Below are 21,918 nucleotides of genomic sequence, written 5' to 3' on the forward strand. Positions count from 1 at the left end.
GGGCAACGAGCGCGAATCTGGCCACTCAGGAGACAACGCTGCTGACCTGCGCAAATCGCCAAAAGGGTTCCGGTGGGTGAGCCAGGAGAGAGCCATCATCGCCGGCTGGAAGGAAGCTGCCGACGCCGAAGGGATTAGCGACCCCAGCGAAGCCGAAGGGACAGTTGCCATTGCCCGCCGGGCCATGCTCACCATCCTCGCAGGCTCCCATCGGGAGCACCCGAACTACGAGCAGTGCTGGATACCCGGTCTGCCAACAGACTTAGCCAGCGAATCCGCGAAAGACTGAAGTGCACCGCCGTGTGGCAGCTGTGTAGGGGCGAACCGGATTACTCTTGGACGTCCAGGTCGACGTCGACTCTGTGGCTACGGAGGCGGAGCTTCCGCGCCACGGGACTGGGCACCTCGTTCGAGTCCGCTCTCCGCGGATTCGGGTGAAGATGCACCTCCGTGACACAGGGGTCGCCCCGTTCCGGTCCGCATGGGAGTCCACGGTGCCTGTCACGCTGCTGCCAGGGCCTCGGGAAGCTCGGTCAGCGCGGTGACTGTGAAATCAGGAGCCTGAAAGTAGATGGGGTAGTTTCCCCCATCCCTGTTCAGCCATGCCGTGCGCAGACCCGCGCGGGCCGCGCCGTGGATGTCCCATGGATGGACGGCGACCAGCACCATGTCGGCGGGGTCGGCCTCGCAGGTGGTGGCGGCATAGTCGTAGGATGCCCGTGCGGGCTTCCACGCTGCCGCGTCTTCGAGCGAGAGTAGCGACTGAAACTCGTCACGGATTCCGGCGGCGGTGAGCAGCTTCCCGGCGATCTGGGCAGAGCCGTTGCTGAGTGTGATGAGCCGGAACCCGGCGGCGAGTGCCCTGATTCCATCCGGGACGTCCCGATGTACGTTCAGGGCCGTCATGCCGCCTATGACATGCTCGACGGCTGCCTCAAGTGGCCGGTTGAGCCTCACCCCGGTAAGAAGTCCCCGGAGTGCCGCGGCCCCGATGGCGGTGAAGGATCCCTTCTGGCCGCTGGCCGTGAGGGCGAAGCCGTCACGCAGCAGCGTAGCGAACCAAAGTTTGGCCAGTTCAGCCGGCGCACCGATCTCGCTGAAGCGTTCGCCCATGGGGGCCATGTCAGAGAGAGTTTCGTTGACGTCAAAGACGATTGTTGGCATGGCGTCGGTCATGAATTTTCCTTGTACTGGGGGCTGCCGAGCTCAAACGGGCCACCGCGTATCCGCCGCTCACGAGTGTGCTGATCACGGTCACAGAAGGCTATTGACATGACATCACCCCACGCACGGACCATTGCCCGTGCCTAGCCACGCCCTTAGGGGGAGCCAATAAAACAGTTCTTTACCCTTGGAACAGCTGCACCCTTTCTGAGAGGTGTCGTGTAGGGACTCCACCGAAGCGTTCCATAAGGGGAGCAGCTTGGTTGGGGGCGCCGAAGAGGGCAAAAGGAGGGTGTGCACCATGTGCATACCCTGGGCCGGATTGCGGAGGTTCGCGGGGGAGCGGCGGATATTTATGGGCGGGAACCAGGTTCGAGTCCCCCTCGGGCACAGTGTTCCCCAGGTCACGGGCCTTTTGGTGTCTTTTCGTGTGGACAGTGTCCACGCTCTCGCCTCTGATCTGATGTTCCGGGTGTGTGGGTTCCTGGAACGGCCTATTTGGTTGTGTGGGGGAGCGGCTGACTACGGAAAACCGGGTACCGCCCTGCGGGGTCTCTCCTTGGTGTTCATCCTCGTTCGTCCTTTCCGTTGGGCTTTCTCGTCCACCAGTTGATGGTGGCTAGGGCCGCGAACACCATGAGCTGCTGGCTATTCGTTGGATCGACCCAAGTCTGCGGCCGGTCCTCTGAATTTCCGTTCTGATACGTGGACATACAGGAATGCGGGGGGAACGACATGACATGGCCACTGACACGTTGTGACACGCCGTCCCGAGGCGTCCAGAGCCACATGAGGGGCCGGGCCTCGGCCGCGGCACGCAGGGCCTAGAACGGCGCACAGCCCGTGTTCACACACGTCCGCCGACGGTCGTGAACCCTACCATCAGCACTTTCTCACCCTGGCTTGTGGCGCCAATGCCCAACCACAGCCCAACGAGGCCCTCACATACCGGTCAGAAGTCGCGCTCTAGTCAGGTCCGGATCTGGCTACGACAACAACGATCAACGCTCTAGCCCCCAGCTGACCCGGCCCAGGCACCGAAATTACCGGTCCCACCGCCTCCGCGGTCGTCGTCTTTGCCGCAACGTTTGCAGCGCTTGTATAGGGCGCCATCGTCGGCATGTTCAACATGCCAATCGTGCTGAATGTTCAGCTTGCACAGCAGGTTCTTGAGCATGGTCCTCTCCGATCGAATCGATCGACTGCCGGCTGCGGTCGGTAATCTAATCATCGCCTTCGCGCCGCCGCCGCGGAAGACACAACTGGAGTCCTTTGTCCCCTTTTCAAATCAACGGGTCACGCTTAAGTGGATGGACAGATTGCCATCCTCAAATGCAAATGTTCCTGTGGCAGCCCTCCCTGTCCGCCCTGACCGGAAACTTTCCTGCGGCCTTTGGTGGCCGCTGGTTCGCGATTCCGGCCGAGCCGGGCCGGGAGGTGCCACTGAAAGGGGAACCCAAGGGCGGAGCCCTTGCATCCAGGAGGCAATTCCGGCCAGTCCTGGAAGCTGTCCGGGAGCGGCACTGCGGTCTTCTATGTCAGTGCTGACGACCTGGGCCAGCGCATCCTCGTCATTTGCGGCAACGGCTGCAAGGAGCCGCTCGTACGCCGGCCGCAGTTCATCACTGTTGCTCATGGTTCCTCCTCGAACGACGCATCCTGGTAGCCGAAATTGCTGTTACGACCAAGTTTCAACGCCGCGACGGCCAGGCACAAGGGCGTCTTCTATTCCTGCGTCCGCCTCCCTCCCGAGTGACAGCCAGAGGTTTTGCCCGGCTTGTCAGGTGCCCTGCTCGCGCGGGAACCGGTGTCCAGTTGACGGAACACGACCAGAACGGCCCCAGGCTGGAGTCCGGTTCGAGTCCTACCTCGGGCACGTGGTTTGCCTGTTCAGGGGCTTGGTCAGCCAGCACGAGTTCCATGGTGGTGGACATGCTGCGTTGCTGGGTGACCGTGGCGGTCAGGTCGGTGGGGTCGATCCCGGCGGTGCCGAGGATCGTGTCGAGGGAAGTCATGCACATCATGTGTACGGACTGTCGTCGGGCCTTCCCAGGGCGGGGCGGGGAGGGAGGGGACCCCCCTGCTCCTGCCGGCCTGTTTACTCGCCGCTGTAGCTCTGTTCAGGCCACTTCCAACGGCCGTCAGGTGTGATTTCGTAAGACACGTGACCGAACAGGAGATCACTCGTACCGGCAGGGTTGCCGCCGTGGGCCACGTAATATGCCTTTGTCTCTATGCCGCGTTGCTTGAGGAATCGCAGGAGCCACCACACTGACGCCGCCGCGCACAACAACGGAATGCCGATCAATGCCCATTGACGTACCCCGGCCCAGTGAAGGATGAACAAGGGGGCCACGCCTCCAAGGCCGACGAACAGGGCTAGTTGAAATCCCATGGAGAACTTGAGCTCAGCGTTGGAGGGCCGGCTGTCAATGTCGAAGAGGGGATCGTCAGGGTTTTGCACATTGCCATTCATATCAGAAGTTCGGCGGGAGCATTTCGTTAACAGCGGCGCGCTGTCAAGCAGCCGCCGGCCGACTGTGTCATGGCGACTATCGTGGGCTACTGCATGACTCGCGACCAACGCGCACCTAATCCAAAGTTCAGGACAACCCGCGCTGCGCGGACGAGTCTCGCCACGCACATCAGGCGCATAGCCTTCCCCAAATGACGACAGATGCGGGTCTTCGGGCCGTTCCACTCAGGCAGATCGGGCGGCAACTACGGCGCTGCGCTCAAAGAAGATAGGGCGAGCTGCCAATGCGGCCGTCAGCGTACCCAGGACCCCATGCAGCACCCGATCCGTACGGACGTGTGATCGCTTCAAGGAAATGCCCGTCAGGATCCGAGAAGTAGACGCCGCGTCCGCCGTCGTTGTGGTTGATCCGCTGCTGGCGAGACCGTCCCGGGTCTGCCCAATAGGGGATGCCCTGGGCCTGAATCCTTGCCAAGATTCCATCGAAGTCCTCCTCGCTGACCAGGAAGGCGTAGTGCTGCGGGGAGATGGGCCGGTCTGCCGTGGCGAAATCGAGGGCCACTCCGTGGTCGAGGGGTACGGTCATGAAAGACCACATCGCTTGGGGTTTCGGCAGTCCGAGCACGTTGGCCAGGAACTCCGCCGAATGGCGCTTGTCCGTTGCGTAGACGATGGTGTGGTTGAAAGTGACTGTCATGGTGACCTCCGAGGGTGTTTAGTCTGCGACCATCTACGTCCAGCGCCCTTCAGATTTCAAGAGCGGCCGCCAGGTCCTTGAAACCTTCATAGGTCAGCATCTGGTAATTAGGGCTACCAGGGGCTGATCAGGCCTTGGCGACCGGCAGCACCAGCATGTAGCCGGTCGGCATATCGCTGCTCCAGCGTCGCGGCTCGCGGACGACGAACTGCGTCGCCAACTGTTCGGGGGTGAGCAGGGCGTTGGGCTCGGGGGACGGTCCCCACTGGTCGTCGCCGTACGGGTAGAGCGGATCCTGGACGCGGATGCCGGTGACCGGGAACTCCGGGAACTGGTCGGGGTCGCCGAGTGACTCGAAGCCGCTCATCACCCATACGTGGCGGCCGCGCCACATGACCAGCCCGACCGGCCGATCCGTGTCGGCAATGGCGCGCGCCGCGGTCTGCAGCGCTTCCTCATAGTCGGCGACGCTCACGACGGCATACGGCCCCGTTCCGACCTCGGTTAGCACCTCCGCCCAACCCAGGGGGTTGGCGCCGTTGAACGAGTTGAACGACCGTGCCCGGGCCATCTCCCACAGCTCGCCCTGCTGGACGCGATCGGTCCACGTGACGGCCCCGGTGTCGTCGATGAGGTTGTGCATCATCTGGATGCTCGCCGCCACACACCAGTCAAAGGTGTACTGCGGCACGAAGTCACCCTCCTGGTAGAGGTTGAGGGCGAACGCCTGGGGCACCGGGGGCGGCGTGGGAACCGGTGTCGGGGTGGGGGAGGTGGGACGGTGAGGAGCCGGGACGTCATCGCGTGCGGCCTGCGGGGTCGATGAGGTCTGGATCGGTGGATCGGCGGTGGCCTCATCGAATCTGATCGTTGGCGCGCAGGCCGAGATGAGGCTCGCCAGGATGACGAACCAGACCAGAAGACGCAGCCGGGCACCGATTATGATCGGTCCAGCATATCGCGACGCGGCCGGAATGCGCCGTGCCAGCGATGGCCCCCGGGGGGGGGGGGGGGGGGCTCAAATGCCACCAGCGACCTGGGTTCCCCCCCGAGTCCAATGGAATCCTCCCGGAGGCGGGGTGTGGGTCCCAAAGTCCCGTTGACCGGTGGACCGAAGTCCGGGGCTTGGAGTGCAATTCGGGGGACCGCAGCAGCTGATGTGGCCATCCGGTGACAGCACCCGGCGGGAATTTTCCGTCCGGGCCGGCGTTAGGTCTGAGTATGAAAGCCATCGTGTACCGTGCCACCGGCGATCCGTCTGTTCTCGAGCTCGTCGACCGCGAGATCCGCGCCCCGGGGAGAGGGGAGGTGCGCGTGCGGATCGTGGTCTCCGCTGTAAACCCCACCGACTGGAAATCGCGCCGCGGCGCCAGACCGGGCCAGCCCTTGCCCTTCGCGGAGGTCGTTCCGAACCAAGACGGCGCCGGAATCGTGGACGCCGTCGGACCCGGCGTCGAGCATCTCCACGTCGGTGACAGGGTCTGGGTGGCTTTGGCCGCCTACCAGCGGGCCGACGGCGGGACAGCCCAGGAGTTCGCCGTCCTGCCAGCCGAGCGGGTCTTTCCGCTCCCGGAGAATGCCGGGTTCGACCTCGGCGCAAGCCTCGGCGTTCCCGCAATCACCGCCCACAGGGCCCTGACCATCGCCGAGGACGGCCCGCGGCGGCTGCGCCCGGGAGCCTTAAACGGCAAAGTAGTTCTCGTTGCTGGAGGTGCCGGCGCCGTGGGCCATGCGGCGATCCAGCTCGCCAAGTGGGCCGGCGCCGTTGTGGTCACGACCGTGAGTGGACCGGCTAAGGCTGCGCTGGTCACGGCCGCTGGGGCTGATCACGTCATCAATTACAGGGAAAGCCACGCGGCCGCGGAGATCCGTCGGATTGCTCCCGAGGGCGTCGATCAGATCGTGGAGGTGGCGCCCGCGCAGAACGCGGAACTCGACCTGGCAGTAATCCGCAACCGCGGCTCCGTCGCGGTCTACGCCAATAACGGCGGCGATCAGGTGACCCTGGACGTGCGCAGGCACTTCAGCCTCAACGTCCGCTACCAGTTCGTGTTGCTCTACACCGTTGGCATGGCGGCGGTGCACGCCGCAGCCGAGGACATCAATGCGGCCATCGCCGAGGGTGCCATTCGGGTGGGAGAGGTGGCGGGTCTGCCGCTGCATCGCTTTGACCTGGCTGACACGGCTGCGGCCCACGCGGCGGTGGAAGAGAGCATCGTCGGCAAGGTGCTGATCGATGTGTCGGCGGGCTAGCCGATAACGCCTCGGGAGCCTCGCGGGGGTCATCACGCCGCAAAAGCCGCGGCGCTGAGCCGGACGGCAGGTGATGCATAGGGTCGTTCCCGCGTTCCCGCCAGCACTCCATACCTTGGCGGCTTTGACGGGTCTTCGAAATGGTGGACCTTCAGCCCGCCGCGTACACGCGGACCCAATCCACCCGCATCTCCCCGGCGCCGTTGGCAGTGCTGTCAGGGAACCAGTCCAGTTGTAAGGTCTGGTGCATCGGACCGGGAGGCTGATGCGCGGGGTCGGTGTCTTCAAACCACTTCACGCCATCGACGTAGCCCACGATTCCCCGCGGAGACCAGTCAACCGCGTAGTTGTGAAACTGCGTTACGTCCAGGGGCTTGGACGACGACGTCTGCAAGTTCGAGCACCCGTAGTGGTGGAAGAACTTGATGACGTTCCAGTCGCCAGTCGTTTCCGCGTAGTCAATCTCGCCGTCACACGGCCAATTTTCACTATCGGGCCACAGGATGGACACCATATGGTATTCGTTATCACCGGACCCGGCCGCCCGGACTTCCCACCGCCCGTACTTCTGGTTTGCAAACTTCGCGCCCATCCCAGCTGTCGTGCCATCCTGGGTTCCAGTCATGACCATTTTGGAACCATCCACGGTAACCTGCTGAGGACTCCGGAAACCGTTGCCCGCGTGGCCGGCACTGCTGTAGACGTTCCACTTCGTGGCGTCGGGCGCACCTGTATAACTAAACTCGTCCCCCGCTACACGCGCGCCCCACACCCGGACTACGGCCGCCTCCGTGGAGGTTACCGTGTCAGGCGCAGTCGTCACCACCAGTCTTGGGCGCAGGGCGGGGTTCGACGATTCCTTTGACTTGAACCCGATCCACTTCCGCGCGTTGCTTTCCAGCTTGAAGTTCTGTTCGCCGCCCTTCGCGTTGACGCCCTTGGTTACATCCCATTCAACCCAGGAGCCGGTGGCGAATCCGCCGGCCTTCCCGAGCCATGTCCCGCGTGCCGGTGCGCTATTCCAAGTGACTCCCCTCTCTGTCCAGCCGCCAGATGTAGTAAAGACATCCACGAATTCAGTGGAAGTTGTAGATGCCTCGGAATACGCCCGAAGTTTGGCTGAAACAACGTGTTCGCCAGCAGGAACTTGCACGGAGAACCGTAGGAGCGAGTTCCGCCAGATATACGCGCGGCCTTCTGTAGATAAACGGATGCTGGACCCAAAGTTCGAAGTCGCTCTGTCCGCCTGCACGTAAGTGTCCATGACTAACGTGGTTGTCGCTGCGGCGCTTGCGGTTGTCGGAGTGATGACTGCGAACATAATCAGAACGGACGATGCAACCGCTACGCATTTACGCCGGAACATCATGCCACGTCGGTTCTGCTGAGTTGGCAACGCCTGAACGCTCGTAGCCTTCATATTGATCGCTGTTTCTACTAGGGATTTGATGTAGCCGGCTGCCCGGAGCCAGCGTCGACAAAGAAACAACGAAGGCTTAATGCGAGGTATCTCAATGGGTAAACCTGGAACAAAATTTGAGCAATCGATCCCCTCAAGACCGAACGGTGGGATGCCATGGTTATGCAGCGTTGGGTTTCAGGTCAGCGTGGCCGGCCAGAGGACCCGCGACCGACCCGACGGCCTTCTTGATCCGCTGGGAACCGTTTCGTCAACCGGTCACGGATGGGGGATGGTTTGATTGGTCCGTGCGCCGTCTAAAACGCCTTATGGTTTTCAGCCTGTTCGCGGTGTGCGTCATCACCGCGTTCTCGTTCTGGGTGAGCCGTCAGCCCGGCGCAGGCGCCCGCGGTGCCCTTTCTCCACCTCCGCGGGCGGGGGCGGAACTTGAAATTTTGTCGGCCGGCATTACCACCGCCGTGAACGTAACCCCGAGCCCGGATGCCCAGTGGCTCCTCCGGGCCGCCGCGCAGACCGGGATCCCTGCCCGCGCGCTCCGGGCCTACGTTGCTGCGGCCGTCACAGCCAACGATTCCGCTCCGGAGTGCGGGATCGGCTGGAACACCGTGGCAGCCGTCGGCTTCGTCGAATCAGCGCACGGAACTTACGGCGGCGGCAGCCTTGACGCCGCAGGGCAGGCGAGCGGCCCAATTGTGGGCCCGAGCCTCAATGGCGTTGGTTTCGCCGCCATCGCCGACACGGACGCGGGAGTCCTGGACGGCGACGCCCGCTGGGACCACGCCGTCGGACCCATGCAGTTCATTCCCTCCACCTGGCAGCTTGCAGGGCGGGACGGGAACCGGGACGGAGCAGCGGACCCGTTCAATATCGACGACGCCGCCTTCAGCGCGGCGACCTATCTGTGCGCCCACGGCCGTGACCTCTCAACCGCCCAAGGATGGACCGACGCCATCTACTCCTACAACCAGTCCGATCGCTACATCCGCCAGGTGCGGGCCCAATCCACCGCATACGCCGCGAGGACGGGCACCGCCGATTAGGTCCCCGGGCGGAAGGCCCCGGGCGGTGAACGCCGAGGGGGCCCGGTGGATCCACGGCGGCGCCGCGGACCTCGAGCGCCGCATTGATGGGGCATCCGCGACGCGGTTCCGGTTGCATCGCGGCTTGATTCCGTTGTCGGTCTTGAGTCGTTGGGCTCGGTCACCATAAAGTGATTGCGAACCACAAGCACTTCAGGAGATGACATGTCACTCGTCCGCGTGCATAACTTCTCAGTCTCCCTCGACGGCTTCGGCACCGGCGAGGACCAGCAACTCGACGCTCCGTTCGGTCACGCAGGCTCACGGCTGATGGAGTGGGCTTTCGAGACGCGCACGTTCCGCGAGATGGGCCTCCACGGGGAGTCGGCGGGATCTTTCGGCGTCGACGAGGCGTTCGCCAGTCAGTGGGGGCCCGGGATCGGCGTGGAGATCATGGGGCGCAACAAGTTCGGCCCTCTACGCGGTCCCTGGGAGGACGAGGAATGGAAGGGATGGTGGGGCGACAACCCTGTCTTCCACACCCCTGTCGTTGTTCTCACACACCATCCCAGGCCGGTCCTCGAAATGGAAGGTGGGACAATCTTCCATTTCCTGGACGCCGACCCCGTCTCCGCGCTCATGCAGGCCCGTGCCCTGGCCGGTGACCTCGATGTCCGGGTCGGCGGCGGCGTCAGCACGGTCCGCCAGTTCCTCGAAGCCGACCTGATAGACCACATGCACATCGTCCAAGTGCCGGTTGTCCTGGGCCGGGGCGAACGGCTCTGGGATGGACTCGAAGGACTCGAACAACGCTTCGAAATCGAAGCGACCCCTTCTCCAGCCGGAGTTCTCCATTTGGTCTTCACCCGTCGCGCCGCCCGGTAGGCCGACATGGGGGGCGGGTGGCTCGCCCTCGCTATTGCCGGTGTGTCAAACTTTGGCCTTAGCGTTAGCCCGTTCCGCGGCCGGATTGCGGGGTTGCCCCCCGGGGCCCGCGTCCCCGGAAAATCGCCAGCCGGGCTCGCGCTCAGGAATGACGAACTCCGTCGCTGCCTGGAGTTCCATGCCAGCAATGTGACACAGCCTGCGAATCCCGGAGGCGTAATTCCCTTAGAACAGCGGCCAGGGCACCGCCGACATCTCACCGCTCGGAGCCGGAAACCGACCTGCCAGGCGCAACCGGGCGCAACGCGCGGCGAGCGATGCGATTTCTTCGGCGCTTAGCAAGTTCGCCAGGTCTCGGCCCAGCCCACCGGGCAGTCCTTCGCTGACACGATCTATGCCGTCGTGTTCCTCGGCGGTCAGAGCGTCTCCCAGCCATCCCCACAGCACCGTGCGCAGCTTGTCGTCATGGTGAAAGGTGAGCCCGTGGTCCACGCCGTGCCGGTGTCCGTCCGTCATTGCCAGAATGTGGTTGCCTTTGCGGTCGGCGTTGTTGACGACCGTGTCGAACACCGCCATGCGTCTGAGCGCTGGCGAGTCTTCGTGAACGAGGGCAACCATCCGTCCGTTCTCATCCCGTCCCTCGAGAACGTATTTCCAGCCCGTCTCCGGCACGCAGTCCGTCGCGACCAGGTTCACGGCGTTTTGGGCGGGGTCCTGCTCCTGCCAGAGCTGCACCATTCCTTCGCCAAGCGGACCATCGCGCAGCCAGGTGTGCGGCACGACGTTCCAGCCGAAGACCTGCGAGACCAGGTAGGCGGCCACCTCCCGGTGAGCCAGGGTGCCGCGGGGAAAATCCCACAGCGGACTTTCGCCTGCTATCGGCTTATAGACGACGACCACGTCGCCGATCCTGCCCAGAAATGTAGCGTTTGAAGCCGTCGTGATGCGGCCGGTGAGCGTCAGCTCGGAGGTCACTAGGTCCGGCACCGGCATCAGACCTCGGGAAGGGTGCAGATGTGCCCGTCGGCGTCTATGGGGTAACCGCAGCGCGGGCACGCCGGACGCCCGGCGCCCACGATCTCACGGGTGCGCTTGGCGAATGCGCGGGCGGTGCCGACCGGCATTCGCACCAGCAGCATTTCGGGTTCGTTAGCGCCGTCTTCATCAAGCGATTCGTCGTTGTCATCACCATCGACATCGGTGAGGGGGTGGGCCTCAATTACGACCTGGGCCGTGGTTGGGTCCCAACCCAAGCTTATGGCGCCGGTGCGGAACTGCTCCTGAACGGCCTCGAGCTGGTCATTGTCAACAAGTTCAATGGGAGTACTCGTGGGAACGCTGAAGGGGTTGCCCTCGACGGTGATGAGCTGGTCGAGAATTTCGTCGATCTTCTCCGCCAGCAGAGCCGACTGCTGCTTCTCCAGGGCAACACTCACGATCTGCGTCCCTGCGCGCACCTGCAGGTAGAAGGTGCGCGCCCCCGGAAGGCCAATGGTGCCAACGACGACCCGATCAGGCCAGGCAAACTCATGAACACGTGTAGGCATGTCAGTATTCTAGGCACATGAGGTTCATGGCGCCTTCTGCCCTGCACCGCCGCCCACCGGCGCATCGCCAGACTGGATGCCGTTCGACAGCCAGGACAGATCACCGGCGTCGGTGTTGGTCGCGTAGACGCTCGGCCGACTAGCGCCATAGCGCACGATCGATACCGAGGCGGGGCCAACGTTAATTCGCTGGAACAGGTCAAGGTGCATGCCGAGCGCGTCGGTGAGGATTGACTTGATGATGTCACCGTGACTCACCGCCACCCACACGGCCCCTGGCCCGTACTCGGCTTCGAAGGCTGCATCGTGGCGTCGAATCGCTGCCACCGACCGAGTCTGCATTGCGGCCATGGATTCACCGCCGGGAAAGACGACGGCGGACGGTTGCGACTGCACAACCGGCCACAAATCCTCGGTCGCGAGATCACTGAGCGTGCGGCCCTGCCACGCGCCGTAATCGCACTCGATGAGATCGAGATCGACCGGCGCGTAGGGCGTGCCAGCCTGGCGATCGAGGATGAGCTGGGCGGTCTGCTGACAACGCTCAAGAGGGCTCGACACCACCCCGACTATGGGCACGGGCGCGAGGCGTTCTCCGGTCAGAGCCGCCTGGTCGCGACCGATCTGGTCCAGGCTGACGCCGACGGCCCGACCGGCCAGCAGTCCAGTGGCATTGGCTGTGGTGCGGCCGTGCCGCACGAGGATAACTGTCGCCATCCACCCAGCCTAACCACCCGCCGCTCGATGGCCGGTGTTAATCGTACCGGGTCGCGCGTCTAGGAGGCAGACAAAGAACTGGCGGAACCCTTCAAGCACGCCGACGGAGGACGTCCTGTACCCGCTCCTGCGAAGAGAAGCCCCAATGGTTTGTGTTTTGAGGTTTCAACTAATTCCGATGTCAGAAATCACCGCAGCAGCTCAGAATCGTATGCTGGACATCTAAGGCCCAAACAGCACTAGGGCTTCATCCGCGGAGGGCTCCACAATGTACGTATCGCAGACCAACAACGCGAGACAAAAGTTTAAAAGAGTTTACAGAAAAGGTCACGGCACTTACAGAACCGATGCGCTGACTACGAATTATGTCATGGACCGCGCCGCTGTAGCCATGCTTGCAGCAGCCTCTGAAAACTTCAGCAGCCCAAGCGATGAAGTGGATTACTTCTTGATTGTTTCTTCAGGGATCATCACCAAGAAGTCCTTTCTCCGTAGAAAGAGTTTCTTCAAGATCGTTCTCTCAGGCGATGACTCAGAAACCTACACTGTGATTCTTACTGAGATTACGGCAGCGGGAATTCAGGTAGATCGTTCCCTCAAGAAGTTCTGATCCCCGCTCCAGAAGTCGGGCAAGTCTCCCGCCGCAACCCCAACGCCCCGCTCTATGACGAGGCAGCTCCAAACGGGGTGGGTAAAACCGATACGGCAGAACCCGCCCGCGGCCAGTATGGCCAGCATGAGGGAATGGGGCGCCAAGCATCCCGGTCTGCTCGCTATGCTGGACGGCGTCGCCGGCTGCTCGCTGCTTAAGGCGGAAAGACAGTGTCGAGGAGACCGTGGCGCTGATGGCGGAGCGGACAACGCTGACTGCTTGTCCTACGCACATACATGGGCCCGACGCTGCTGCAATTGGGGAGCCGTCATCTTCCGGGGATCCTCCCGGTCCTCACCGGCATTGGTAATTAGGCCAATGTTTTATGCCGTAATTTTGCTTAGGTGAGCCTGATCTAATACCATCGTCGGGGTGACCACGCAGCTTGATTTCATGCGGGTGCCCTTTGCCGCGGATCTTGCGAGCTACGGGGACCGACCCGCCATTCTCACCGACACTCTGACGTTGACCTACCGGGACCTGGCGGAGCGCGTTGCCGATCTGGCCTTCCGGCTAGGCACCGAACGGCGCCTTATTGCGCTGGCGGCAACCAACGACCTCGAATCGCTCGTTGCCTATCTGGCGGCACTGGCAGGCGGGCACCCCCTGATCCTCCTGCCCGAGGACAGATCAGCTGCCCTGGAATCCCTCGTTGCAGCCTATGACCCGGACGTCATTGTGCGGTCCGGGAACGGGCGCACCGTCCTTGAGGAGCGCCGGCCGGGCACCCGGCACGAGCTGCATCCGGATCTTGCCCTCCTGCTGAGCACCTCCGGGTCCACGGGCTCTCCAAAGCTTGTGCGTCTCTCGCATGCGAACCTGCAATCCAATGCCGAGTCGATTTCCGAGTACCTGAACATCGGCCCAGATGACCGTGTGGCGACGACGCTGCCGATTTCCTACTGCTACGGGCTGTCGGTGATCAACAGCCACCTCCTCCGCGGTGCGGGAGTCGTCCTCACCAATCTTTCCGTCGTTGATCCCTGCTTCTGGGAGCTTTTCCGAAACCGCGGTGCGACGGCGTTCGCAGCGGTTCCCTACACCTTCGAGCTGCTGGAACGGGTGGGGTTTGCGGAGATGGAGTTGCCCACCCTGCGCTACGTCACCCAGGCCGGCGGCCGGCTCGCACCGGAAATGGTGCAGCGCTACGCCGGGCTCGGCGGCCGGCAGGGCTGGGATCTTTTTGTGATGTACGGCCAGACGGAGGCCACCGCCCGGATGGCATATCTGCCCCCTGAGCTCGCGGCCACGGTCCCCGGAGCCATTGGCATCCCCGTCCCCGGAGGCGCCTTCCGCATCGATCCCGTTCCCGGCCAGGAGCATGGCGAGCTCGTCTACACAGGCCCGAACGTCATGCTCGGCTACGCCGAGACGGCCGGGGATCTCGGAAAGGGCCGGAGCATCAACGAGCTCCGCACCGGCGACCTCGCCCGGCAGCACCCCACCGGAGTCTACGAAGTCGTGGGACGCCGCAGCAGGTTCGTCAAAATCGTCGGATTACGCGTTGACCTCGGGCAGGTGGAGCGGCTACTGGCTGACCTCGGCGTGCAGGCAGCCAGCGCCGGCACCGACGACGGCCTCGTCGTCGCGGTCGAGGGTGACCACGACAAGCGCCTGCTGGGCAAGGTCCTGGCCCAGGGTATGGGGCTCCCGCGTGCCGCTCTCCAGATTCACACGGTCCAACATCTTCCGCGCCTGGTCACGGGCAAACTGGACTACCGGGCTGTCCTGGCACTGTCCCGTCCCGAGCCCGAACCTGCGCACGTCGACACGGCAGCCGACGGCCCTGGCAGCGTCCGGAGGATCTTCGCGGACGCCCTGGAGGTGGCCGACATTGCCGACGGCGACACTTTTGTCTCGCTCGGCGGGGACTCGCTGTCCTACGTGGCGGCGTCGGTCCGGCTGGAGCACGCCTTGGGACAGGTGCCGCCGGACTGGCACGTGACTCCGGTCCGGGATTTGGAAGCGCGGCCCGGCAATCTTCCGGCCCGGAAGCTGCGGCGATTCTTTGCCCCGCTTGAGACGAGCATTGTGTTGCGGGCTGTGGGGATTGTCCTGATCGTCAGTACACACGTCGGCTTGTTCAGCTGGCAGGGCGCGGCTCATGTGCTCATGGCCGTGGCCGGGTACAACTTCGCCCGCTTCCAGCTCTCGGGGGAGCGTCTCCAGCGCCTGCGCCGGCAACTGGCCAGCCTGGCCAGAATCGTCGTGCCCAGCATGGCGTTCATCGCCGCCGCTCATCTGGTCACCGATAACTACACGCCTGCCAACCTCCTGCTCCTGAACGCCATAATCGGGCCGGAGGCAGTCACCACGCAGTGGCACTTCTGGTTCATCGAAATCCTTGTCTACCTGCTCCTGGGAATGACAGCCCTTCTGGCGGTTCCCTGGGCGGACCGCGCCGAGCGGCGTTTCCCCCTGCTCCTTCCGCTGGCCATGACCGGAGCCGGACTGCTCACGCGCTACGAAGTGGTGAACCCGGGAGTGCCGCACACGGCGCCGGCCCTCTGGCTCTTCGCGCTGGGCTGGACCATTGCACGGTCCCGGACGGCGGCCCAGCGGTGCATGGTCTCAGCCATTGCGGCGCTGACGGTTCCGGGGTTCTTCGAAAATACAACCCGGGAAGGGACGCTCCTCGCCGGGATCCTGATTCTCATCTGGCTGCCCAGCATCCCGGTGCCGAAGGGCCTTCGCCGGCTCATGGTGGTGTTGGCCAGCGCCTCCCTCTACGCGTACCTCGTCCACTGGCTGGTCTACCCGCCCCTGGCCGGGATAAGTCCGGCACTGGCCGTGGCGGCGTCGCTCGCCGCGGGAGTGGCCTACTGGGACCTGTGTATGCGCGTGATCAAGGCCGCCACCCGCCGACGGACCCGGACAAAGAAATCCCACAACAGAGTTCTCCCAGCCACGGCGCCAACCGCCTGAATCATGCGCCGGACCATCCTCACCCGTGGGCGAAAGTTGCACATTTTCATGATGGAGGCCACGGAATCCGTGAGATTTCTCGGCGCGGAGCCGAACATCTGATCCGATCCTCGCCGACACGATCAACGCCGATGCGGCCGCCGTCTGGCGGCTGCCCACTGGCTGTCAGCACATTAGGGCGCGGGGCTATGCCTCGCTGATGCAAGGGCGTCAGGGCGTCAGGGCAGAGCCCCTGGCCGTTCCGTCGTAGCCGCCGGCGGGGGGCTTCAGCCCGTAGATACCCCCGATGGTCGGCGCGACGTCGGCGGTCCGGGCGGCTTCTGACGACACCGATCCTTTCACCACCCGCGGGTGGCCGCCGGAGACGAAGAACGGGATGGGCTCCGTGGCGGGGTGCCCGTGGTTGCCCGGGATGGGATTGGACGCCACATACGGGTCGGAAAAGCGCCAGCCCGCGCGGCAGTAAGCCACCAGGTCCCCGGCCTCGTCGCCCAGTCGGAGGTCTGACGGCTTCTTGACCGACAGCACACCCTCATGTGCGCTGACCAGCTGCTCGACGGCGGCCAGTCCGGCCGCGCGGTCCGGTTCGGGACCGGTCCAGTAGAGCAGGTCCGCGCCGCCGTTCTGGGCAATCGTGATATTCGCCTGCAGTTCCGGACGGGACTGGAGGATGAGGTTGATCGAGATGAGGTTGCTGGGGATGGACCAGTCCATCGAATGGTCGGCGAGCACCATCACCACGCTGGAGTCCCATTTGCCGGTGTTCTTGAGGTGGTCGATGAAACGGCCCACCTGCAGGTCCGTGGCCGCGAGGGCGGCCTCGCGCGCTGCCCGCAGCGTGGTTCCGGAAACGTCTGAGTGGCCGACGCGGTCGATGTCGCCCAGGTTGGTGAAGACGAAATCAGGGTCCGGCCCGCTCACCATCGCCAGCAGGGCGTCCATGGTGGCGGCGTCGGGCGCGTGCCCGGTCACCGGAAGCACAGGCTGGGGCTCCCACCGGTAGCTGGCGCGGGCACCGAAGATGCCGTAGAGGTACTTCTTGCTGAGCACCGATCCGGTGGTGAGCCCGCGCTCCTGTAACCGCTCCAGGATGGTCGGGAAGTGCAGGTCGGTGGACCGGTCGAGGTCGCGGACCATCCCTTCGACCCGGTCGAAAATCGAGTTCGAGGGAACGCCCGAGCGGTCCGGGCGGACCCCGGTCATCATCATGACGTGGTTGGGAATGGTCTCCATGACGGGCAGGGAGCGTGCCGCCGGGAAATTGGTGCCAGCGGACCGCAGGGCGGCCAGTCGCGGCGTCAGGGCGGGCGTGATCTCGTCGGGGCGGCAGCCGTCCACGACCAGCACGTAGCTTCGCGTCCGTCCAGCGGCGGGGGCAGCCCAGGCGGTGCCCTGCGCTGCCGAAAGGACGACAGCGGCGCCGCCGGCAGCGGCGATTTGCAGGAACTGACGGCGGCCCGGCGCCGAAAGCCTGTTGCCCGCGGGTGCTCCCGGCTGCGGTGAACGCCTCACTGGATTTCTCCCTGAGCCGGCGTGACTTTTCCGGTGCCGGCTTGAACATTGAAGGATGTGGACAGTGCGGCGCCTGAGCTGGCGGAGGTGCGTTCGGCCAGGACGAACCAGTCCATCCGGACGCCGGCGGCTGTGACCTCCAGGACGGAGTAGCCGTGCGAGTCAAAGTCCAGGTACTTCACGTGCGGGTTAGCCGCCTTGATGGCATTCTCGACGGCGACGGATCCGGTCCGGGGCGGTAGGTTCAGGATGTCATCGAGGTTGTCGCTCGTGACTGAGGTGCAGACGAGTTCCGCGGCCACGGAATCGCCGGTGGCCGGGTAGCTGGCCGGGTCCGCGGGGATGTCGCAGGCCCAGCCGGAGTGGATGTCGCCGGTGAGGAACACGGTGTCCTTGACGGCGCTATCGCGCAGGTGGCGGACCACGCGGTTGCGGTCCGCCTCGTAGCCGTCCCATTGGTCCACGTTGTAAGGCACGCCGCTGATACTGGTTCCGCCCATCAGCTTTTGCACACCGCCCAGCTCTGCGGTGTTCAGCGTCGAGGGGACACGCACGGGGGCAATCATGACGGGGTTGCCCACGAGCTTCCACTGCGGGCCCGTGGACGTGAGGTTGCCCAGCAGCCAGTCCATCTGGGAGACGCCTGTGATGGTGCGGTCGGGGCTGCCGATTGCAGGATCGGTGCCATTGCTGGCCTGCTGGTCGCGGTAGGTGCGCAGGTCGAGCATGGACAGGCTGGCCAGGGAGCCGAAGTCCAGGCGGCGGTAGAGCTGGCCACCGGCCTCGTAGCGCACGGGCATCCACTCGGCGTACGCCTGGTGGGCGGCGGCGAAGCGCTCACCCCAGGCGCCTTCGGCGCCGGGGGTGTGATTTTCGGCCCCGCCCTTCCAGGCGTCGTTGGCCGATTCGTGGTCGTCCCAGGTCACGATAAACGGGGCCGCAGCGTGCAGGACCTGAAGGTCGGGGTCCGTTTTGTACTGGGCGTGGCGGCGGCGGTAGTGCGCCAGCTGGGTCATCTCGAAAGCCGGATCGTGCGGACGGACCAGCACGTCGCGGGCCTGGTAGTCGCCGGGTGCGTATTCGTAGAGGTAGTCACCGAGGTGGAGGACGGCGTCGAGGTCACCCCGTGCGGCCAGGTGGCGGTAGGAGGAGAAGTATCCTGCCTGCCAGTTCGCGCAGGACACGACGCCGAATTTCAGCCGGTCCACCACCGCTCCCGCGGCCGGTGCGGTCCGGGTACGGCCCACAGGTGAGACCTCCTGCCCGAGGATGAACCGGTACCAGTAGCTCGTGGCGGCCACCAGGTGGCCCGCCACGACCTTGACGGTGTGGTCGCGGGCCGGGCCGGTGGAGGCCGTACCGCGGGCCACCACTTTCGTGAACGCTGCATCGGTGGATATTTCCCAACGGACGGAAATGTCCGGGCCGGCACCGCTGCCAGGTATCGATTCCGGGGTGGGCGTGACGCGGGTCCACAGCAGCACGCTCCCGGGCATGGGATCTCCTGAGGCGACCCCGTGGCCGAAGACGCCGGTCTGGGAGGCTGAAAACGCGCCCGCGGGAGTGCTGGTGGCCATGGTTCCGGCCACGGCGGCGACTCCTGCTGAACGCAGTACTTGACGACGAGTAAAGGTAGTCATGACTTCCAGTATCCGGATGATTCCGCCACAAACCGGCGGTTCTGCCCTCAGTTAACCGCACATTCGCCAAGAGTTCTCTGTGGCGCAAGCTGATCCCCGCCCTTGGATCGCTGCAAGGTCGTTCGACACGTTTCGTGCAGCGTTCCTTGGTTGGTTTGGTGTCTGCGCCGAAGTGTTGGGAGCCGCCCGTGGTTCCCCACGCTCGAGATCCTCAATGCGGTGGCCTAAGCACACGCAGGGGGGTTCTGGCGGACGCAGCCGGGTCATGCGGCCGTCGGCTGATCGGACCAGGGCGAAGCCTGGGGTATGGCCAGCATTTGGGAACGATCATGAACGGAGGGTTCGGCGTCCTGATAGCCAGTGTCAATGGCCAATAGTTTGTGCCCACGGGCGGCCAGCAAAAACGCCCGCTGGTGGCCATGAAAACTGCCCACTCATGGCCACCAGATCCGCCCACCGGGTGTTCGGTGGCGTTGGCCATGTTGGGATGTGGGTTTAGCTCATTGGGGTGACTCCTTTTCCGGCGAGGGCCTGGCTGAGGCGGATCGATTCCCCTGAGGTTTGGCAGACGTGCGCGTGGTGCAGCAGCCGGTCGACGGTGGCTGTGGCCAGGGTTTTGGGCATGAGCTCGTCAAAGCCGGCGGGATGCAGGTTTGAGGAGACCGCGATGGAGCGCTTCTCGTAGGCGGCGTCGACGAGGCGGTAGAGGCCCTCGGCCGCGTCGGTGCCCACCGGCAAGAGGCCGATATCATCGACCACCACCAAATCTGCGCGCAGGATCCTGGCGACGACTTTCGTGACGCTGTCATCAGAGCGGTGGGCGCGCATGAGAGCCCCGAGGTCCTCGAGCCGGAACCACGCGACCCGCAGGCCGGCCTCGACGGCCTGCTGGCCGAGGGCTTCAAGGAAGAACGTCTTGCCCGTGCCGGAGGGGCCACAGATCACGACGTTTTCCTTCCGCCCGATCCATTCCAGCGTCCGCAGCGCCTGCTGCGTCGGTGCCGGGATCGAGGAGGCGGCCGGGTCCCAGGTGTCGAATGTCTTCCCGGTCGGGAAGCCCGCGGCCTTGCGCCTGGTGGCGAGCATGGACCGGGACCGGCCGGCGACTTCCTCGACGAAGAGGGCTTTGATGACCTCGGCCGGTTCCCAGCGCTGGGCACGGGCGGTCGCGATCAGTTCCGGCGCCAGCGCCCGGGCATGGGGCATCTTCAGCTGCCGCATCAGGGCCTCCAGCTCCGGCGCCAGTACGGGTGCTGTGGTCGGGACCGGGCTCACGCGCTTTCTCCCAGCGTGCCGTCAACACCGGCGGCACCGGGTGGGCGGCCGATCGCCGCCCACGCGGCGGTGCCCTGGGTCAGGGACCGGGTCTCCCCGGCGGCATGGGTGGTGGTGCGCGTGCTTGCGGCGTTCAGGATCGAGGCCAGGTCCTTGTTCGCGAAGCGGCCATGGATAGCTGCGGTCCCGAGGGCCTGGTCGACTTCGGCCTGTCCGGCGATCTTGGCCAGGGCGACCGCTTCGGCCATCTTCACGTTCATCCGGGCCGTGCCCGCCGCGGCGGCCTCGAGCAGCCAGGTGCGGGCGCCGGCCCCGATGCTAAGGAACTCCGCTTCCGCGGCGTTCCGGGCCTTCACCGCGTATTCGCCCGGGATCCTCGGCCTATGGTCTGGGAAGTGGGCGTCGTTGATCGCCGGGCTGCCGGGCCGGGCGCGCCGGTGCCGGGCGACTTCCACCGGCCCTTGGCTGCCGTGGTGGACGATGATGACCTGCTCGTCGGGCCCGGCGCCGTGGGCGCGGACGAACACCCGCGCGCCGAGCAGATACGCCGGAACGGAGTACTGCCCGTTTTCGAAGGTGACCATCGGCGTGTTCTCCGGGACGGCCCGGGAGAGCCCGAACGCGACGGTGTGCGCGGTGTCCGGGATCCGGTGCAACCGCGGCGCCTCCTCGGCCAGCATCGCGGCGGGTTTACGGCGGGTGGCGCGGTGCTCACGGTTGTTGACCTCGTCCATGAATGCCTGGCACGCCTGTTCGATCTCGGCGAAGGAAGCGTATTCGGCGCGCAGGTTGGTGTCCTTGGGCACGATGTCTGCCTTGGCGAGCTTCACCGAGGACTCCACGCCGCACTTGGACGCAGGGTCCGCCGGCTGGCAGGTCAACACCGTCACCCCGTAGTGCCGGGCGAAGTCGACCGTCTGCTGGTTGCGGACCGGGACCCCGGCAACATGGGACACGGTGACCGTTTTCTCGTTATCGGTCAGGACGTAGGTCGGTGCGCCGCCCAGGACCCGGAAGCTGCGGTCAAGAGCTGCGAACACGCTCGGCGCCGTCCGGTCCCGCAGCGCTATGACGATCCTGAAGCGGGACCATGCCAGCCAGGCCACGAACAAAACGGTCTTCTTCCCCTCGATCACTGGGCCGTCGCCGAAGTCGTACTGAAGCCACATGCCCGGTTCCGTGATCCAGGGCCGGTGCACGCGGACGTGGCCAAGACGCCAGGCGGCGCGGACCTGCGCGACGGCCCGGCGGGTCGAGCGCTCCGAGCCCTCGTAGCCGAGGGCCCGGAGCTTCTCGTGGGCCTTGTCGGCGCGGATCTTGCCCTTGGAGGCCTCGATCCATTCCTCGATCTTGGGCAGGAAAGCATCGGTGACCCGGCCCCGATAGACGGGTTCCGCGATCGGCTGGCCGGCGTCGCGGGCAGCGACGTGCCTGGCCACCGTGTGGTGCGAGCAGCCGGTGAGTTCCGCGGCGGCGCGCAACGATCCGGTCAGATCATACGCAGCAAGTATTTCCATGATTTCTCCGTCAAACTTCATTAGGGCCTCTTCCCGGGCGACTTTGGTGCGACTAGACACCGTCATCAAACCCCGGGGAGAGGCTCCCGCCGCTTAAGCGGCAGGGTTCAGTAAGGAAGTGGGCAGATCTCATGGCCACCGACGGGCAGCTTTCATGGCCGTCAGGCGGATTCAAGGGGTCGATGCAACACCCGAGGTCAATTGGTTATCAGTAAACCA

General features: G+C 64.7%; 19 protein-coding genes. 6 read left to right on the forward strand and 13 right to left on the reverse strand.

Annotation, left to right across the window (positions count from 1 at the left end; all coding sequences use genetic code 11):
• Positions 1-289 (forward strand): DUF6221 family protein (locus tag QK291_RS18625; protein WP_282384318.1); only part of this gene is annotated, 289 nt, incomplete at its 5' end.
• 212 nt (positions 290-501) lie between these two features.
• Here the strand turns inward: QK291_RS18625 and QK291_RS18630 are convergent.
• The 5 genes from QK291_RS18630 to QK291_RS18650 all read right to left on the reverse strand — a co-directional run bounded on the left by QK291_RS18630 (position 502) and on the right by QK291_RS18650 (position 5,073).
• Positions 502-1,176 carry a haloacid dehalogenase type II gene (locus tag QK291_RS18630; RefSeq protein WP_282384319.1) on the reverse strand — a complete coding sequence of 225 codons (675 nt, stop codon included), beginning with the start codon at positions 1,174-1,176 and terminating at the stop codon, positions 502-504.
• A gap of 997 nt (positions 1,177-2,173) precedes the next feature.
• Entirely contained in the window at positions 2,174-2,341 is a 168-nt protein-coding gene (locus QK291_RS18635) for a hypothetical protein (protein ID WP_282384321.1), read from the reverse strand.
• Positions 2,342-3,262: 921 nt separating this feature from the next.
• Positions 3,263-3,640 (reverse strand): hypothetical protein, encoded by a 378-nt coding sequence (locus QK291_RS18640; protein WP_282384322.1) that lies wholly within the window; start codon positions 3,638-3,640, stop codon positions 3,263-3,265.
• A gap of 259 nt (positions 3,641-3,899) precedes the next feature.
• A complete protein-coding gene (locus QK291_RS18645) occupies positions 3,900-4,337 on the reverse strand; it encodes a VOC family protein (RefSeq protein WP_282384324.1) in 438 nt (145 codons plus the stop codon).
• 127 nt (positions 4,338-4,464) lie between these two features.
• Positions 4,465-5,073, reverse strand: a complete 609-nt coding sequence (locus QK291_RS18650) for a hypothetical protein (RefSeq protein ID WP_348994598.1) — start codon at positions 5,071-5,073, stop codon at positions 4,465-4,467.
• 485 nt (positions 5,074-5,558) lie between these two features.
• Between QK291_RS18650 and QK291_RS18655 the strand changes: the two genes are divergently transcribed.
• Complete coding sequence (locus QK291_RS18655) at positions 5,559-6,590, forward strand: NADPH:quinone reductase (RefSeq protein WP_282384325.1); 1,032 nt, start codon at positions 5,559-5,561, stop codon at positions 6,588-6,590.
• A 151-nt stretch (positions 6,591-6,741) separates the two neighbouring features.
• Here the strand turns inward: QK291_RS18655 and QK291_RS18660 are convergent, their stop codons facing one another.
• The gene (locus tag QK291_RS18660) at positions 6,742-8,010 is read right to left on the reverse strand and encodes a DNRLRE domain-containing protein (protein ID WP_348994599.1); all 1,269 of its coding nucleotides are present in this window, start codon (positions 8,008-8,010) and stop codon (positions 6,742-6,744) included.
• 308 nt (positions 8,011-8,318) lie between these two features.
• Here QK291_RS18660 and QK291_RS18665 point away from each other — a divergent pair, with 308 nt between their 5' ends.
• Together QK291_RS18665 and QK291_RS18670 are read left to right on the forward strand one after the other, a co-directional pair.
• Complete coding sequence (locus QK291_RS18665) at positions 8,319-9,050, forward strand: lytic transglycosylase domain-containing protein (protein ID WP_282384329.1); 732 nt, start codon at positions 8,319-8,321, stop codon at positions 9,048-9,050.
• Between the two features lie 204 nt (positions 9,051-9,254).
• Entirely contained in the window at positions 9,255-9,914 is a 660-nt protein-coding gene (locus QK291_RS18670) for a dihydrofolate reductase family protein (protein WP_282384330.1), read from the forward strand.
• A gap of 225 nt (positions 9,915-10,139) precedes the next feature.
• Here QK291_RS18670 and QK291_RS18675 read toward each other — a convergent pair whose 3' ends face one another.
• From QK291_RS18675 to QK291_RS18685, 3 genes are read right to left on the reverse strand one after another with little or no spacing between them, the layout of a single operon-like run.
• Positions 10,140-10,907 carry an SCO1664 family protein gene (locus QK291_RS18675; protein ID WP_282384332.1) on the reverse strand — a complete coding sequence of 256 codons (768 nt, stop codon included), beginning with the start codon at positions 10,905-10,907 and terminating at the stop codon, positions 10,140-10,142.
• Positions 10,907-11,461, reverse strand: coding sequence for a DUF3090 domain-containing protein (locus QK291_RS18680; RefSeq protein ID WP_282384333.1), 555 nt, complete (start codon positions 11,459-11,461; stop codon positions 10,907-10,909). The genes QK291_RS18675 and QK291_RS18680 overlap by 1 nt, the downstream gene beginning before the upstream one ends.
• 24 nt (positions 11,462-11,485) lie before the next feature.
• Complete coding sequence (locus QK291_RS18685) at positions 11,486-12,178, reverse strand: histidine phosphatase family protein (RefSeq protein WP_282384334.1); 693 nt, start codon at positions 12,176-12,178, stop codon at positions 11,486-11,488.
• Positions 12,179-12,446: 268 nt separating this feature from the next.
• Here QK291_RS18685 and QK291_RS18690 point away from each other — a divergent pair, with 268 nt between their 5' ends.
• Entirely contained in the window at positions 12,447-12,788 is a 342-nt protein-coding gene (locus QK291_RS18690; RefSeq protein WP_282384335.1) for a hypothetical protein, read from the forward strand.
• 414 nt (positions 12,789-13,202) lie between these two features.
• A complete protein-coding gene (locus tag QK291_RS18695; protein WP_282384337.1) occupies positions 13,203-15,755 on the forward strand; it encodes an AMP-binding protein in 2,553 nt (850 codons plus the stop codon).
• 210 nt (positions 15,756-15,965) lie between these two features.
• On the opposite strand, the gene QK291_RS18700 is transcribed toward QK291_RS18695, so the two are convergent.
• The 4 genes from QK291_RS18700 to istA form a co-directional block, all read right to left on the reverse strand.
• Complete coding sequence (locus QK291_RS18700) at positions 15,966-17,267, reverse strand: alkaline phosphatase family protein (protein WP_282384339.1); 1,302 nt, start codon at positions 17,265-17,267, stop codon at positions 15,966-15,968.
• Complete coding sequence (locus tag QK291_RS18705; protein WP_282384340.1) at positions 17,264-18,907, reverse strand: alkaline phosphatase D family protein; 1,644 nt, start codon at positions 18,905-18,907, stop codon at positions 17,264-17,266. The genes QK291_RS18700 and QK291_RS18705 overlap by 4 nt, the downstream gene beginning before the upstream one ends.
• A 495-nt stretch (positions 18,908-19,402) precedes the next feature.
• The gene (istB, locus tag QK291_RS18710; protein WP_282384341.1) at positions 19,403-20,182 is read right to left on the reverse strand and encodes an IS21-like element helper ATPase IstB; all 780 of its coding nucleotides are present in this window, start codon (positions 20,180-20,182) and stop codon (positions 19,403-19,405) included.
• Positions 20,179-21,720 carry an IS21 family transposase gene (istA, locus tag QK291_RS18715; RefSeq protein ID WP_282384342.1) on the reverse strand — a complete coding sequence of 514 codons (1,542 nt, stop codon included), beginning with the start codon at positions 21,718-21,720 and terminating at the stop codon, positions 20,179-20,181. The genes istB and istA overlap by 4 nt, the downstream gene beginning before the upstream one ends.
• Positions 21,721-21,918: the final 198 nt, after the last annotated feature.

The sequence above is a fragment of the Arthrobacter sp. AL12 genome, assembly GCF_029960645.1.
Classification (GTDB): domain Bacteria; phylum Actinomycetota; class Actinomycetes; order Actinomycetales; family Micrococcaceae; genus Arthrobacter.